Raw genomic sequence first — 14,901 nt, forward strand, 5'->3', positions numbered from 1 at the left:
CGCCGTCCTCGCTCAGAGCAGATCGGCGACGGCGTTGCGGTAGCGGCGCATCGCGTCGACATGGTCGGACATGCTCCGGCCGGCCATGCGCTTGTGGTGGTAACCGCCGAAGGTGTTGTGCAGCGTGACATGCGTGACGCCCGCCTTCTTCCAGAAGCTGATTTCCTCGCGCCAGTCCTTTTCGGCGCCTGTGCCGGTTGAGGTCCAGACTTCGAGGCCGACCGAGGCCGGATCCCGTCCCTCGGCTTCTACCAGGCGGCGCAGCTTGTCGAAATCCGCGACGGCCTTGGGTCCCGGCGGTTCAGACAGCATGATCCAGCCGTCACCCCACTTTGCGATCCGCTGCAGCGTCACGTCCACGTGGCCGCCGAACCAAAGCGGAATTTTGCGGCGTGGCGGCAGCGGATTGATGCCGGCGTCTTGGAGGCGGTGCCACTTGCCCTCGAACGTAATGTACGGATCGGCCCACAGCGCTTTCATCACCTGGACCTGCTCCTCGGACCGCTTGCCCCTGGTGTGGAAATTCTCATTGAGGGCGACGAACTCGATCTCGTTCCAGCCCACGCCAATGCCGAACCGGAAGCGGCCGCCACTGAGCACGTCGAGACTGGCAGCCTGCTTGGCGACCAGCACCGTCTGACGCTGCGCGAGGATCAGCACTTGGGTGGAGAGCTCGACCTTCTTCGTGCAGGCGGCGATGAAACCGAACGCCACGAAGGGGTCGTGGAACAGGCCGAGCCCACCGGCACGGCCACTGGCGGGGTTCGTCGGGTTGCCGCCGAGCACGTGGTCCGCCAGCGTCAGACCTTCGTAACCTTCGGCCTCGGCGAGCTCAGCGAATTCGCGCACGATCGGGCCATCGCCACCGATGTCGCCGAAAGGCAGGGCAATTCCGAGATGCATGGTCGCTTCCTTTTTGGCTGGTCGCTGGTTTCCCGCTAATCTATAGATTTCCGCGACGGGTACCATGGCATCGGCATCGACCGGCGCCAGCCAGGAGACGCGCGGTGATCAAGCTCGGATACAAGGCATCGGCGGAGCAGTTCGCGCCGGGCAAGTTGCTGGACTTCTCGTGTCTTGCCGAGGAAGTCGGTTTCGATTCGGTCTTCATCAGCGACCACTTTCAGCCATGGAAGCACGTCGACGGCCATGCGCCCTTCTCGCTGACGTGGCTGGGCGCGCTGGGCGCCAGAACGTCGCGCGTCGTGATCGGCACCAGCGTGCTGACGCCGACTTTCCGCTACCATCCTTCCATCGTCGCCCAGGCGTTCGGCACGTTGGGCGCGATGTTCCCGGGGCGCGTCGTGCTTGGCATCGGCACCGGCGAGGGACTCAACGAAGTGCCTCCGACCGGCCAGCCCTGGCCGGAATTCAAGGAGCGCTTCGCTCGCCTGCGCGAATCTGTCACGCTGATTCGGGCACTCTGGACGCAGGAGCGGGTGAGCTTCGAAGGCCAGTACTACAAGACTGAGAAGGCGACGATCTACGACCGCCCCGACACGCCGGTGCCCATCTATGTCGCAGCCGCGGGTGCCCTCGTGGCGCGGTACGCCGGCCGCTCTGCCGAGGGATTCATCTGTACCAGCGGCAAGAAGCCCGAGCTCTACACCGAGACGCTGTTACCGAAAGTCGCCGAGGGCATCGCGGCGTCGGAGGATCCGTCGCGAGCCTACGATCGCATGATCGAGGTTAAGGTGTCATTCGACACCGACAAGGTGCGAGCGCTCGAACACACGCGCCACTGGGCGGCGCTCGCGCTGACGCCCGAGGAAAAGATGACGGTAGAGGATCCCGTTGAGATGCAGCGCCTCGCTGACGCGCTGCCGCTGGAGCGCGCCGCCAGTCGATGGATCGTGTCCAGCGACGCCGATGAGCACGCCGAGCGGATCGGTTACTATGTCGGTCTCGGTTTCCGGAATCTGGTGTTCCACGCGCCGGGACCAGACCAGGCGCGCTTTCTGAATCTCTACGGCGAGCACGTGCTGCCGCGGCTGCGCAAGCGTTTCGGCTGAGTGCGCGGGACCTGCCGATGATGCGCAGCAACGCCCTCGAGATCCTCGCCATCCCAGGCATTCCGCTGGTGCATAAGGACGACGATCTCGTCGCCTTGATCGGCGATGGGCTGGCGCGCGGTGATATCGTGCCACGTGGCGGCGATGTCTTCGTGCTGACGCAGAAGATCGTCTCCAAGGCCGAAGGTCGCATGGTCGATCTCGCGACTGTCGAACCCTCGGCCGAAGCGATTGAACTCGCCGGCAACGTCCAGAAGGATCCGCGCCTGGTCGAACTGATCCTGTCGGAGTCGGTGCGCGTCGTGCGGGCAAGGCCCGGCGTCCTGATCGTCGAGCACCGGCTGGGCTTCGTGATGGCCAATGCAGGTATCGACCAGTCCAACGTGGCCTCGCCCGATGACCCCCAGCGAGCCCTGCTACTGCCGGTCGATCCCGACGGAAGCGCAGAGATGTTGAGGCGGCGCCTGTCGCTAAGGTTCGGCGTGCCAGCGGCGGTGATCATTAGCGACAGTTTCGGCCGTGCTTGGCGGCGCGGCACCTGCGGTGTTGCGATTGGAGCCGCCGGCCTCCCGTCGCTGATGGATCTACGTGGCTCGCTCGATCTGTTCGGCCGCAAGCTTCAGGTCAGCATCACCGGGCATGCGGATGAGATCGCCGCTGCAGCGTCGCTCGTGATGGGGCAGGGTGCCGAAGGCCAGCCTGTCGTGATCGTGCGCGGTCTGACATGGCACGGTCCCGACAATGGTGCGTCCGAGCTGGTGCGCCCAGCCGCCGAGGATATGTTCCGATGAGCAAACGACTTGTCGTGGCGCTGTCCGGTGGGGTAGGCGGGGCCAAACTGGCGCTCGGTCTGAGCCTCGTCTTGCCGGGCGACGAACTGCTCGTGGTCGCCAACACCGGCGATGACTTCGAGCATCTTGGACTGAGCATTTCGCCCGATATCGATACGCTGGTCTACGCTCTCGCGGGCATCGACAATCCCGTCACCGGGTGGGGCCGGCGTGACGAGACTTGGTCGTTCATGGACAGCATCGGCGCGCTCGGCGGCGAGGACTGGTTTCGGCTCGGAGATCGCGATCTCGCCCTGCATGTCGAGCGCACGCGTCGCCTGCGCTTGGGCCAGACACTGTCCGAGGTGACATCAGACATTTGCCGGCGCCTCGGCATCGGTGCCCGTGTGGTGCCGATGAGCGACGACCGCGTGCGCACCCGAGTGCGCGGCGAGACGGGCTGGATCGACTTCCAGGACTACTTCGTGCGCCAGCAGTGCCGGCCGATTGTCCATGAGCTGGCTTTCGAGGGCGCAAGGCTGGCCCGGCCACAAGCCGACATCGTGGCGGCGCTGCGCTCGGGCGAGGTGCGAGCCGTGATCATCTGTCCGTCCAATCCCTTCATCAGCGTCGAGCCGATCCTGGCGATCCCCGGCATGCGCGATGCGATCAACGCGAGCCGCGCGCCGGTTGTCGCGGTGTCGCCAATCATCAGCGGGCGGGCTGTCAAGGGCCCGACCGCGAAGATGATGCGCGAGCTCGGCCTCGAGGCCAGTGCCGCCAGCGTCGCCGCGCGCTACGGCGACCTGCTCGACGGCTATGTCGTCGACCACGCCGACGCCAATGGGATCGGCAACGTCGGCGCGCGGGTCACGATCGCCAGAACCCTGATGAAGAGCCTGCATGACCGGACGACGCTGGCGCGCGTGACGCTCGAGGCGGCGGACGCACTGGCCTCGCGGCGATGAATGACATCTGGGCGATCATTCCGGTCAAGGAGTTCAATGGCGCCAAGCATCGGCTGTCGGGCCTGCTGTCGCCGCCAGAGCGCCGTCTTCTCGCCGAGACCATGCTGGCGGACGTGCTCGACGCCGTTGCCGGCTGCCGGCTTCTGGCCGGCGTGATGATCGTCACGCTCGATCTACACGCGAAGACTCTTGGCGAAAAGCTTGGTGCGCGGATCATGACCGAGGGCGCGCGAGACGGACAAACCGGCAGCGTGAATGCCGGCCGCCGGATTCTCGCGCGCGAAGGGCGTGGCGGCATGATCACGGTGCCCGGAGACATTCCGGCGGCCCGCGCCGGCGAAATAGACGCGGTGTTATCGGCGCATCTCGCAGCGCCCTCTTTCACGATCTCGCCGGCGCATGACGATCTCGGATCCAATGCCGTCGTCTGCTCGCCGCCGGAATCGGTGCCGCTTCGCTTCGGCGATAACAGCTACTTTCCACACCTTGAAGCTGCGCGTCTTCGGGGCATTGAGCCGACTGTGATCCGTCAGCCCGGAATCGCAATGGATATCGACCATCCGGTCGATCTGGCGCTTTTCCTGCGCATGCCGCAGTCAGCCGGCACTCGTACCCGCACGCTGCTCGACGAACTTGGCGTGCCTGCGCTGTTGGCCGGGCGGGGTATCGGTTAAAGCGCGACGGGATTGAGGCGTGTAGTCATGAATCCATCTTGAAGCTTCTGCGTTGTCCGCTCCGCCCCTGTAAGCGGAAATTGGATGCGCAGGCCGGCCATGTCCGCTAAGAGCCACGCGTGGAAACGGGCATGCGCGTCCCTCATCAGTGATGTTTACATCCAAGAAGGCGCGCGTATGCTTGCGGCCTTACGATGGCCAGCAGCGTGAGAGTTCCGTTAGACGAAACCGCCGACGCAGGTGACAGTCGACGCCGGCATCTGCGAGGGCAACACGATGATCACGAAATTCGACAGCTCCTATTACGGCACGGTCGACATGGAGAATCTGGGCTACGCCGGAACCCCGATCAACGAGCGCCGCTATTCGAAAGCGGAATTGGGCGGTGCGCTGCACAAGGTCGTCGAGTATGCCAAGTGGATGGATGAGCGCGGCTACGACACGTTCTGGATGGCCGAGCACCATTTCCAGCCGGAAGGCACGGAGCTGATCCCGAATCTTTTGATGATGGCGATGCACGTGTGCGGGGTGACGAAGAACCTGCGCATCGGCTGCGGCTTCAATGTCGTGCCGATGTGGCACCCGCTGCGCCTCGCGGAAGACTATGCGATGGCCGACATCCTGACCGGTGGCCGGGTGATCTTCGGCGTCGCGCGCGGCTATCACACCCGCGAGGTCGAGACGTTCGGCGCGCCGCTGCTCGACCAGAACGCCAACCGCGAATTGTTCGAGGAAGGCGTTGATATCCTGTTCAAGGCGTTCGAGGGCAAGCCGTTCTCGCACAAGGGTAAGTACTATACGATCCCGCCGGAGGTGCCGTATCGCGGCTATACGCTCAAGGAGATCACGCTGGTGCCGGCGCCGGAGCGCCTGCCGGTCGAATGCTGGCAGCCGATCCAGAGCGGCTCGGAGCGGGCCTTCGACTTCATGGCCAAGCACCGCATGTGCGGCATCATCGGCGGCGGCTCTGCGGAGGGCGGCGCCGTCGAGCGGCACATGATCGGCTTCCAGGCCGCCTATGCGCGCCGCGGCATCCAACTCGCGCTCGGCGAGCGGCTTGCGCTGGGCTTCCAGTTTCACATCGCGAAGAGCCGCGAGGAGGGTATGAGGGAGGCGGCCAAACATTACGAGGAGAACATGAAAATGTTTGGCGAGTTGCGCCTCGTGCGGGCGCTGACCGACGAGCAGATCGCAGCGATGCGCGATCCACGGCTCGCCGCCACGACGAAATTGCCGGGCATCGAGGACGCAGTGAAGGCCGGCGGCTTCCTGACCGGTACGCCCGCCGACATCATCGAGCAATTGAAGGCCGTTGAGAAGCGCTATCCGGGCGTCGACCGGGTGGTGTGCGCCACGCCGCTTGGGACCCCCCTCGAGGTCCAGCTCGAAGACCTGGATCGATTCGCGAAGGAGGTCATACCCTCCTTCCGCCCGGCCAAGGTCCCCGCAGCGGCGGAGTAGTACAGCGCAGGCGGCGCGCCGCGCTAGACAACCCCCTCCTGGCGCAGGCGTTTCGCTTCATCAGGCTCGACCCCGCACAGAGATTCAAGCAGCGCGTCTGTGTGCTCGCCCAGCAGCGGCGGACGACTGACCGCGACGGGTGAATCCGACAATTTGATCGGGCAGCCGACCGTCTGATAGGTGCCGCGGGTCGGGTAGTCCACGTCGACGATCATCTCGCGCGCCTTGAGATGCGGATCGGCCAGCACCTCGCCGGTGTCCTGGCAGGCGCCGCAGGGAACGCCCGCATCCCCCATCAGGCGCATGACTTCGTGCTTGCTGCGCTGGCGCGTCCACGCCTCGACGATGGCATTGAGTTCTGTCCGATGATCCCAGCGCGCTTCCACAGTCTTGAAGCGCGCGTCCTCGGTCAACTCCGGCTGCCCCAGCACCTTCGCCGCCGCCGGCCACATCTGCTGCTGCGCGTAGAGGAAGACGTAGTCATTCGGGCCGCCCGGCGCGCAGGGGTAGGTCGTGCCGGGCACGTTGCGCCCGAGCTGATTACCCTGGCGCGGCATCGGATGGCCGAAGCGCTGGTGGTCGCGCAGGCTCACCCGCACCAGGTTGACGACCGCGTCCTGCATGGACACCTCGACCTGCTGGCCGCGGCCGGTCGCATGGCGCTGCTGCAGCGCGGCCAGAATGCCGATCGCCATGTGCATGCCGGTGCCGGAATCCCCGATCGCCGGATAGAGATAGGTCGGCGGATTTTCGGGGAAGCCGGTGACACTCATCGCCCCGCCCATGGCCTGTGCGACCGGCTCGAAGCTTTTGAATCCGCTGTAGGGCCCGTAGGTGCCGAAGCCCTTGATGGTGGCGTAAATGAGCCGCGGGTTGATCTTGGACAGCGCTGTGTAGCCGAACCCGAGGCGATCGAGCGCTCCGGGGCCGAAATTCTCCACCAGCACGTCCGACTGGGCGATGACCTTCCGGAACAGATCCTTACCGGCGTCGGTCTTGAGATTGAGCGTCAGGCTGCGCTTGTTGGCGTTGAGGATCAGGAAGAACAGGCTGTCACTGTTCTTCTTGTCGCGCATATTCACCCGCGCAATGTCGCCGCCATTCGGCTCCTCGAGCTTGATCACGTCGGCACCGAGGAAGCCGAGAATCTGCGTGCAGGCGGGCCCCGCCTGGTTGTGCGTCATGTCGATGATGCGGATGCCTGACAAGGCCTTGTCCATGGTCGCGCTCCGGATGGAGGGAATGGGATGATCAAGTATCAGCGGTTAGGGCGGATTGGGCTAGAGTAATCGATGGGGAGTGCCATGACGGTCCGTTATAGCTCTCGCGACCGCTCCACACTTTTCCGGACCATGCTCTAACCGGCCGCCGCCTTCTTGCGCGGCGGTGTGAGCACAACCGGCTCCAGATCGGCCGCGATCATCGATGCCGCGCGACGATCTTCCGGCACCGGCCGATAGAGAGTGTCGCGTTGCATCGGTTCGCGGCCAATCGAGCGGATCAGCGCTTCCATGTCGAGAGGCGGAAACTCCTGGCCGTGCTGGGTGCCGGCGGCGCGCGAGATGCTCTCGTTCATCAGCGTGCCACCGAGATCGTTGGCGCCGGACTTCAGGCAGACTGCGGCGCCCGCCGGCCCCATTTTCACCCAGGACGTCTGGATGTTGGGGATCAGCGGATGCAGGGCCAGCCGCCCCACTGAATGCATGATCACGGCTTCGCGGAACGTCGGGCCGGGGCGCGCCATGCCGAGGCGGTACATCGGCGCTTCCATGTGGACGAAGGGAAGCGGCACGAACTCGGTGAAGCCGCCGGTTTCGGCCTGCAAGTCGCGCAGCGCGAGGAGATGTCTCGCCCACGAATCCGACGTTTCGACGTGCCCATACATGATGGTCGAGGTGGTACGTAGTCCCGCCCGGTGGGCGGCGCGCTGCACGTCGAGCCATTGCCCGGTGTTGATCTTGTCGGGGCAGATGATGGCGCGCACTTCATCGTCGAGGATTTCGGCCGCCGTTCCGGGCAGGGTGCCGAGACCGGCCTCCTTCAGCTTCGCGAGGAACTCGTGGATCGGTAGTCCGAGTGTGGCCGCACCTTGTGTCACCTCCAGAGCCGAGAAGGCGTGGATGTGCATCTTGGGAAGGACCGCCTTGATCGCCCGGCAGATCGCTTCGTACGTGGCGCCGGTGTAGTCGGGATGGATGCCGCCTTGCAGGCAGACTTCCGTCGCGCCGCGATCCCACGCCTCAATCGAGCGACGCGTAATTTCCTCGATGGCGAGATCATAAGGTGAGCCGCGCAGATCCTCATGCGTGCGGCCTTTCGAGAAGGCGCAGAACTTGCATCGGAAGTAGCAGATGTTTGTGTAATTGATGTTGCGGTTCACGACGTAACGCACGACGTCGCCGCTGACCGCGCGTCGCAGCGCGTCGGCCGCCTGCGTGACGTGCCGGTAGTCGGCGTCGCGAGCCGCGAACAGGCGCACGATGTCGTCCGAGGCGAGCCGTTCGCCTGATGTGGCACGCTCGACGATTCTCGCGATACCGGCGTCGACGGCGCGGGCGAGCACCAGCGGCGCCGGTGGCGGTTTGGTGTTGCCCGATGCCCAGTCGTCGCCGCGCGCGAAGCCTTCAGCGTCGCTCATGCGCCGCACGCGGGTGGCTATGTCGGGAGCCAGCCACGTATCGGCGACGCGCACGTAGGAGGGGTAGACGGGCAGACGGTTCACCAGCAGCTTGCCGGCGTCCGCGCTCTTGCGTGCGAGTTCGGCAATGGCAGGCCACGGCGCTTCGGGGTTCACGTGATCGGGCGTGACCGGCGAGATGCCGCCCCAGTCGTTGAGCCCGGCGTCGATCAGCTTTTGATAGACTCCGAGCGATAGATTTGGCGGCGCCTGGATATTCATGCCGGGCCCGAGAACCAGACGCGCCGTCGCGATGGTCCACAGCAGGTCGTCGAGATCGGGTTCCTCGGATCTGGCGAGCTTGGTGTCGGGCTTGGCCCGGAAGTTCTGGACGATGACTTCCTGGATATGACCATGGGTGGCGTGCAGATCCCGGATCGCCCCCAGCGCGTCGATCCGCTCGTCGCGTGTCTCGCCGATGCCGATCAGGATGCCGGTCGTGAAAGGAACCTTCAGTTCTCCGGCCAGACGAAGGGTCTCCAGCCTGACCGCAGGATGTTTGTCGGGAGAACCGTAATGAACGCCGCCCTGCCCGCAGAGCCGCTCGCTGGCTGACTCCAGCATGATGCCCTGGCTGGCCGTCACCTCGCGCAGGCCGGCAATCTCCTGGCGGGTCATCACGCCCGGATTGGCATGCGGCAGCAATCCGGTCTCGCGCAGCACAAGCGCGCACATCGCTGTGAGATAGGAGATCGTCGTTTCATGGCCGAGCGCCTTCAATGCGTCGCGCGCGGCCTGGTATCGCAGCTCCGGCTTGTCGCCCAGCGTGAACAGCGCTTCGGTGCAACCTGCGGCCGCGCCAGTGCGCGCGATGGCGAGCACCTCGTCGGGTGAGAGGTAGACGGGCTTGCCCGCGCGCGGCACTTGCGCGAACGTGCAGTAGTGACAGACGTCCCGGCAGAGTTTGGTGAGCGGAATGAAGACCTTGCGCGAGTAGGAGATCAGGCGGCCATGCGCGGAATCGCGTAAGGCCGCGGCTTCTGCTATCAGTTCGGCCAGCGGCGCATCGAACCGCTTCCGCGTCGCCTGTCTACTGGCCGCCCTCATGATCCATCGTCTCCGCCCTCAGAGTGCCGCATGTCGTCGCGGACCTCTTTGCCGCCACCCGCTAGCGGCGCATGCTGACCTATCGACGCGAGCGATGCAATGCAAGGAAGGACGCACCAAATGCTGATCGGCTTCAACGCACCGACCGCCGGACCCCTGTCGACCTCGAATAATCTTACGAAGATCGTCGTTGGCGGCGAGGCGATGGGCTTCGACTACGCGACGTTCAGCGACCACGTCGTGATTCCGACCGCGATCGCGGCCGAATATCCCTATAGCGCCTCCGGGGAGTTCCCCAGCGGCGCCCGCGGCGAGCGGCACGAACAGCTGACGGAGATCGCCTGGATCGCCGCGAAAACGACGCGCCTGCGTCTCGTGACATCTGTCATGGTGGTGCCGCATCGACCAGCCGTGCTGACCGCCAAGATTCTCTCGACCATCGACGTTCTCTCGGGTGGCCGGCTGACGCTCGGTATCGGTGCGGGGTGGATGCGCGAGGAGTTCGAGGCCATCGACGCGCCGGACTTCGATGTGCGGGGAACAGTGACCGACGAATATGTGCGCGCCTTCGTTGAACTCTGGACGAAGGATGCGCCGAAGTTTGACGGTAAGCATGTCCGATTCTCCAATATCCGCTTCGAGCCGAAGCCCGTGCAGAAGCCGCATCCGCCGATCTGGGTCGGAGGTGAGAGCGGTCCGGCGCTGCGGCGGGCTGCCCGTATCGGCGATGCTTGGTACCCTATCGGTACCAACCCGCAGAATCCGCTCGATAGCCTGACGCGTTTCAAGACCCAGGTGGATCGCCTGCGCAAGATGACCGCCGAAGCGGGTCGCGATCCGAAGTCGGTTGGCCTGAGCTTGCGCTGCACGGTGTTCGGAGAGACCGCGCCACCGCAGGCCGGTGACGGCGAACACCGTCTGCTCGCCGGTCCGCCGGCGCTCGTCGCCGCTGACATCAGGGCGCTGCGCGACATTGGTGTCGGCTGCATCGATTTCGGATTCGGCGGTTCGACAGCCGATGAAGTCCTCACGGCTATGCAGAAATTCAGGGCCGAGGTCTTGCCGCTCGTCTAGGAGCGATTCCCGGAAGCGGGGAGCTCGCCGTCGACACGGACCCTAATGGGCTGGATCCAGCACGACCACCGGTATTTCGCGCTCGGTCTTGAGTTGATAGTCGGCGTAGGGCGGCCAAAATTCGAGCGCCTTTTTCCAAAGTCGGAGGCGTTCCTCGCCCGCCGTTGTCCTGGCCCGCGCGCTCATCTTCTTGGTCCCAACTTGTACTTCGACCTCCGGGTTCGCGAGAATGTTGCGATACCACCCGGGGTGCTGGGGTGCGCCTCCCTTTGAGGCGATTACGAAATAACTGTCGCCGTCCGTTCCGTAAAACAGCGGGAATATGAACTTATCGCCAGACTTGCGGCCGATGGTGGTCAGCAGCAGCGCCGGCGCTGTGATCTCACCTCGCTGGGGCACGGTTACCTTATACAGGTGTCCGTCGGTTCCGCCGCTAGCAAGATAGCGGTTCGCGTGCTCGACCATCCAGTCCGGTAGGTTCGGAGCGAGTTTCGCTTCAGCCATCGTGCCCTCCTTCGAAGCTTCAGAGACATACCATCGGGCGCCGGATCGGCCAATTCCGGATTCAAAAGCAAGCCGATTTGGCGCTTAGAGAGTGGCGACATTGTTGTGTTGCGATGGATAAGTCGAAGCGGCAGTCGCGGGCACCCAGAGCGAATCGAAGCCGCGCTCCTCCAGCGCCCACGCAAATTCGGTTGGCGACGTCGAGTAGTCGGTGAAAAAAATGGCCGCGCCGATGCAGATCGTTCTGCCCCTCGTGGCGTCGCTCGCGGACCAGGTGGCCGGCGATGAAATTCGTGTCGCTATCTATCGGTCGTGGTGACCTTTGGAGGTCTCGGCCACCGCGCCTCCGCGCGCGGCAATACCTTCTCGATTAGCAGACGGGTCTGGGCCAGGATGGCATCGTCATCGCCACCTAGTGGCCGCAAAATGAACTTCGACACGCCGGCGTCGACATATTCGGCGACGCGCGCGAGGATCGCGTCGGCGTCGCCGACCACGAATGCATGAGTGGCGTCGCGTTCGGTGCGCTTGGCGTAGGCATCCATCGCTCTGCCGATGCCGGGCGCGTCTCGGCTGCCGAAGTGGAACGCGAAGCCGGCGCCATAATGATCTTCGTCGATTGATCGGTCGGCTTCGGTGGCGGCGACCTTGATCGCGGCCACGACGCGGCCGGCCTCAGCCGGCGGGTCGCCGCCAGCTAGCCACCCGGTGCCGATGCGTGCAGTGCGGCGGATTGCTGCGTCGCTCGAGCCACCGATCCACATCGGCAGGTCGGGCTGCACGGGGGTCGGCGCGATTGTGGCGTCCTTCAGTTTGTAGAAGGCACCGCTGAAGTCGACCGACTCCTCTCGCCACAGGCGGCGGATGATCTCGAGGCACTCGTCGGTCTTGCGACCGCGCGTCTTAGTGTCTATGCCGAGCGCCTCCCACTCGGGCGCCAGCGGGCTGCCAATGCCGAAGGCCGGCAGTAGGCGGCCCTCCGACAGCACGTCGATGGTGGCGCACTGCTTAGCCAGCAGCACGGGGTCGCGGAACGCCAGCGACACGACGTTCATGCCGAAACGCATGCGCCGCGTGCGCCCTGCCAAAGCCGCCATCGTCGTCATTGATTCAAGGAACGGCTGACGGCTGACGATCCGATCAGTCTGCCAGATCGAATCCACGCCACCGGCCTCGCACATGTCGATCCAGCGCCAGTACGCCGCCGCGCCAGAAAACGGAAACTCCGCACAGCCAAGTCCGATCCCGACACCCATGCGCCGTTCTACCTTCCGATCTAGGCCGCCGCGGCTGCGGCTTTGACGCGCGGCGCCACGTCTCGCACAAACCGTTCGAGACTGCCGTTCATCTGCTCTGGCCGCATACCTGGCGGCACTGCCCAGGTGACGAGGTCGGTGATGCCGTATTCGCGCACGAAGGATATCAGCTCCGTGACGCAGTGCTCGACGTTGCCCACCACCCATGACTGCGGGATGCTGGCCTCGCGCGTGTTGCCTGAAACGCCGCCGGCCGCGCTTTCGTCCTTGTTGAAGCTGCGATAAACTTGGCCGCGATAGCGCTCGGCGGCGCGTACGGCCGGCCACTCGCGCTCGGCGTCATCGGTCACGAGGCAGGAGCGGATAATGCCGACGCGATAGCTGTCTGGGTTGCGGCCCGACGCCTTCAGCGTCGCGCGCCACGGATCGAGCACCATTGACCGCGCGCCCTGCGGGAGGAAGTTGCTGTTATTGCGTGCCGCACGCTGCGCACCTGGCTCCGACATCGCAGCGATCCAGAGCGGCGGGCCACCTGGTTGCACGTAGCGCGGTCTGATCACCACGTCGTCGAAATCGTAGCGTTTGCCGTGGAAACTGAACTTCTCGGCAGTGAAGCAATGGCGCAGCACCTCGATGCCTTCGTCCGTCAGCGACACGCGGCGCGAGACGGGCAGACCGAAGCCGCGGAATTCGTGCGGCGCATAGCCCATGCCGACGCCGACCTCGATGCGGCCGTTGCTGATATTGTCGAGCACTGCGAGGTCCTCGGCCAGCCGCACCGGATGGTTGAACGGTAGTAGGCAGACATCGCTCGATAGCCGCACACGCTTGGTACGCGCAGCTATCGCACCCGCCATCGGCACCCACGACGGCAGGTAGCCGTCATCGAGGAAGTGGTGCTCGGTGAACCACACGAGATCGAGTCCGAGCTCGTCGAGCATGACCACCTGGTCCATGATCGCGGCGTACAGGCTCGGCATGTCCAAGCCCGAGTCCGGCGTGTTGCGGAAATCGTAAACGGTGCCGATGCGAAGGGGTGGACGCATGACGCTTGTTCTCCGATGGTCAGGATGTTTGCGTGGAGCGGCACTGGAGTGGTGCGCTCCCGGGAGTGATCGCGCAGTGTCCCCGCTTGCTGGCGCGTTGTCCATTCGCCCGCTCACGCCTCAGTTCAGCCGCGCAGCCCTGGCCATCACTTCGATGGCCTCGGGCTGGCCCGATCGGACGCTAAGCGAATCCGCGCCGCTGTCCTGCCAGGCGCGGTGGCGTTCGCGGATGCGCGCCGGCGCACCGACCAGACGGAGTCGTAACCCAGCTCTTCAGCGCGCTGCCCGAGTGCGGCCGGCACGTCCAGATGTGCGCCCGAATAGCGATTGTCAGACCAAGCTTCATCGTCGTTGTCCTCCGTGGCTCGAGGATACGAAGGGGCGCCTCGCTTGAACAGGTATCGGCGCTTGCCGGGAAGTTGCCATGAACGGCGGGTCCCCGATAGCCTCGCCGCGTGCCATGATAGCGTTTGGAAGGCGACGATCGAACGCGCTGCGCGATCCAGGAAGGAACCGCCGTCATGAAATTCGCCCTGCACTTTGGCAACAACACGTTCTTCGATCCTGAAGGGGCGCGCCGTCTGGTGCGCTTGGCGGAGGGGGCCGGTTTCGATTCGGTGTTCGCTGTCGAGCACGTCGTGTTTCCCGACAACTACAAGAGCGTCTATCCCTATGCGCCGGGCGGCCGACTGCCAGGCAGTCCATCGACGAAACTGCCCGATCCGCTGATCTGGCTGACATGGGTCGCCGCTGCAACCACGCGGCTGCGCTTCATGACGGCCGTGATTATCCTGCCGCAGCGCAACCCGCTGGTGCTGGCCAAGGAGGTCGCCACGCTCGACTATCTCAGCGGCGGCCGGATCGAACTCGGCATTGGGGTCGGTTGGCTAAAAGAGGAGTTCGAGGCACTCGGCATTCCTTTCGAGCGTCGTGGCAAACGCGCCGATGAGTATGTTGCGGCCATGCGCGCATTGTGGGCCAGCGACGGTGCCAGCTTCAATGGCGAGTTTGTGAAATTCGACAAGGTCAGCTGCAATCCGAAGCCGATCGCGAAATCGGTGCCGATCGTCGTCGGTGGCCACTCGGAAGCGGCCGCCCGCCGCGCCGGCCGCCTGGGCGACGGCTTCTTCCCGTCGATCGGTGCCCGGGTGGACACCATGCCGTTGCTCGACATCGTGCGCCGTTCGGCCGAGCAGGCCAGCCGCGATCCGGCGATGGTGGAATTGATCCTCGGCTGCCCCGGCGCGCTGCCGAATTCCGGCTCCGACCCGCGCGCGGCCGTCGAGGAGCGCATCGCGCGGGGCGCGGGCCGCCTTGCGCTGCCAGTGACGGCGTTCCTGCCCGATCTCGAAACGACGCTGGCCCGCTTCGGCGAGGAGATCATCAAGCCTTACGCGAATGCGTGAGAGGAC

Annotated in this window: 13 protein-coding genes; 7 read left to right on the forward strand and 6 right to left on the reverse strand. The window is 64.9% G+C overall.

Translation table 11 applies throughout. The features are described from left to right. Positions 1-12 precede the first annotated feature (12 nt). Positions 13-903, reverse strand: coding sequence for an LLM class F420-dependent oxidoreductase (locus VKR55_RS14960; protein WP_324404674.1), 891 nt, complete (start codon positions 901-903; stop codon positions 13-15). Positions 904-1,007: 104 nt separating this feature from the next. Between VKR55_RS14960 and fgd the strand changes: the two genes are divergently transcribed. From fgd to VKR55_RS14985, 5 genes are all read left to right on the forward strand, one after another. Continuing rightward, a complete protein-coding gene (fgd, locus tag VKR55_RS14965; RefSeq protein ID WP_324404675.1) occupies positions 1,008-2,012 on the forward strand; it encodes a glucose-6-phosphate dehydrogenase (coenzyme-F420) in 1,005 nt (334 codons plus the stop codon). Positions 2,013-2,032: 20 nt separating this feature from the next. Continuing rightward, positions 2,033-2,803: a coenzyme F420-0:L-glutamate ligase gene (cofE, locus tag VKR55_RS14970; protein WP_324404742.1), complete on the forward strand. Its 771-nt coding sequence runs from the start codon at positions 2,033-2,035 to the stop codon at positions 2,801-2,803. Next, entirely contained in the window at positions 2,800-3,750 is a 951-nt protein-coding gene (cofD, locus tag VKR55_RS14975; RefSeq protein ID WP_324404676.1) for a 2-phospho-L-lactate transferase, read from the forward strand. The genes cofE and cofD overlap by 4 nt, the downstream gene beginning before the upstream one ends. After that, positions 3,747-4,424: a 2-phospho-L-lactate guanylyltransferase gene (cofC, locus tag VKR55_RS14980; protein ID WP_324404677.1), complete on the forward strand. Its 678-nt coding sequence runs from the start codon at positions 3,747-3,749 to the stop codon at positions 4,422-4,424. The genes cofD and cofC overlap by 4 nt, the downstream gene beginning before the upstream one ends. A gap of 240 nt (positions 4,425-4,664) precedes the next feature. Then, entirely contained in the window at positions 4,665-5,885 is a 1,221-nt protein-coding gene (locus VKR55_RS14985; protein WP_324404678.1) for an LLM class flavin-dependent oxidoreductase, read from the forward strand. A 23-nt stretch (positions 5,886-5,908) separates the two neighbouring features. Here the strand turns inward: VKR55_RS14985 and VKR55_RS14990 are convergent, their stop codons facing one another. Both VKR55_RS14990 and cofH read right to left on the reverse strand, forming a co-directional pair. After that, positions 5,909-7,105, reverse strand: coding sequence for a formyl-CoA transferase (locus VKR55_RS14990; protein ID WP_324404679.1), 1,197 nt, complete (start codon positions 7,103-7,105; stop codon positions 5,909-5,911). 137 nt (positions 7,106-7,242) lie between these two features. Beyond that, on the reverse strand, positions 7,243-9,609 hold the full coding sequence (cofH, locus tag VKR55_RS14995; protein WP_324404680.1) for a 5-amino-6-(D-ribitylamino)uracil--L-tyrosine 4-hydroxyphenyl transferase CofH: 2,367 nt from the start codon (positions 9,607-9,609) through the stop codon (positions 7,243-7,245). 120 nt (positions 9,610-9,729) lie between these two features. Between cofH and VKR55_RS15000 the strand changes: the two genes are divergently transcribed. Then, positions 9,730-10,683: an LLM class F420-dependent oxidoreductase gene (locus tag VKR55_RS15000; protein WP_324404681.1), complete on the forward strand. Its 954-nt coding sequence runs from the start codon at positions 9,730-9,732 to the stop codon at positions 10,681-10,683. Between the two features lie 42 nt (positions 10,684-10,725). Here VKR55_RS15000 and VKR55_RS15005 read toward each other — a convergent pair whose 3' ends face one another. From VKR55_RS15005 to VKR55_RS15015, 3 genes are all read right to left on the reverse strand, one after another. Further along, positions 10,726-11,187, reverse strand: a complete 462-nt coding sequence (locus VKR55_RS15005) for a nitroreductase family deazaflavin-dependent oxidoreductase (protein ID WP_324404682.1) — start codon at positions 11,185-11,187, stop codon at positions 10,726-10,728. A 299-nt stretch (positions 11,188-11,486) separates the two neighbouring features. Continuing rightward, complete coding sequence (locus VKR55_RS15010) at positions 11,487-12,443, reverse strand: LLM class flavin-dependent oxidoreductase (protein WP_324404683.1); 957 nt, start codon at positions 12,441-12,443, stop codon at positions 11,487-11,489. A 20-nt stretch (positions 12,444-12,463) separates the two neighbouring features. Next, complete coding sequence (locus tag VKR55_RS15015) at positions 12,464-13,489, reverse strand: LLM class flavin-dependent oxidoreductase (protein ID WP_324404684.1); 1,026 nt, start codon at positions 13,487-13,489, stop codon at positions 12,464-12,466. 521 nt (positions 13,490-14,010) lie between these two features. On the opposite strand from VKR55_RS15015, the gene VKR55_RS15020 reads away from it, so the two are divergent. After that, entirely contained in the window at positions 14,011-14,895 is an 885-nt protein-coding gene (locus VKR55_RS15020; RefSeq protein WP_324404685.1) for an LLM class F420-dependent oxidoreductase, read from the forward strand. Positions 14,896-14,901: the final 6 nt, after the last annotated feature.

The sequence above is a fragment of the Bradyrhizobium sp. genome (assembly GCF_035309285.1).
GTDB lineage: Bacteria > Pseudomonadota > Alphaproteobacteria > Rhizobiales > Xanthobacteraceae > Bradyrhizobium.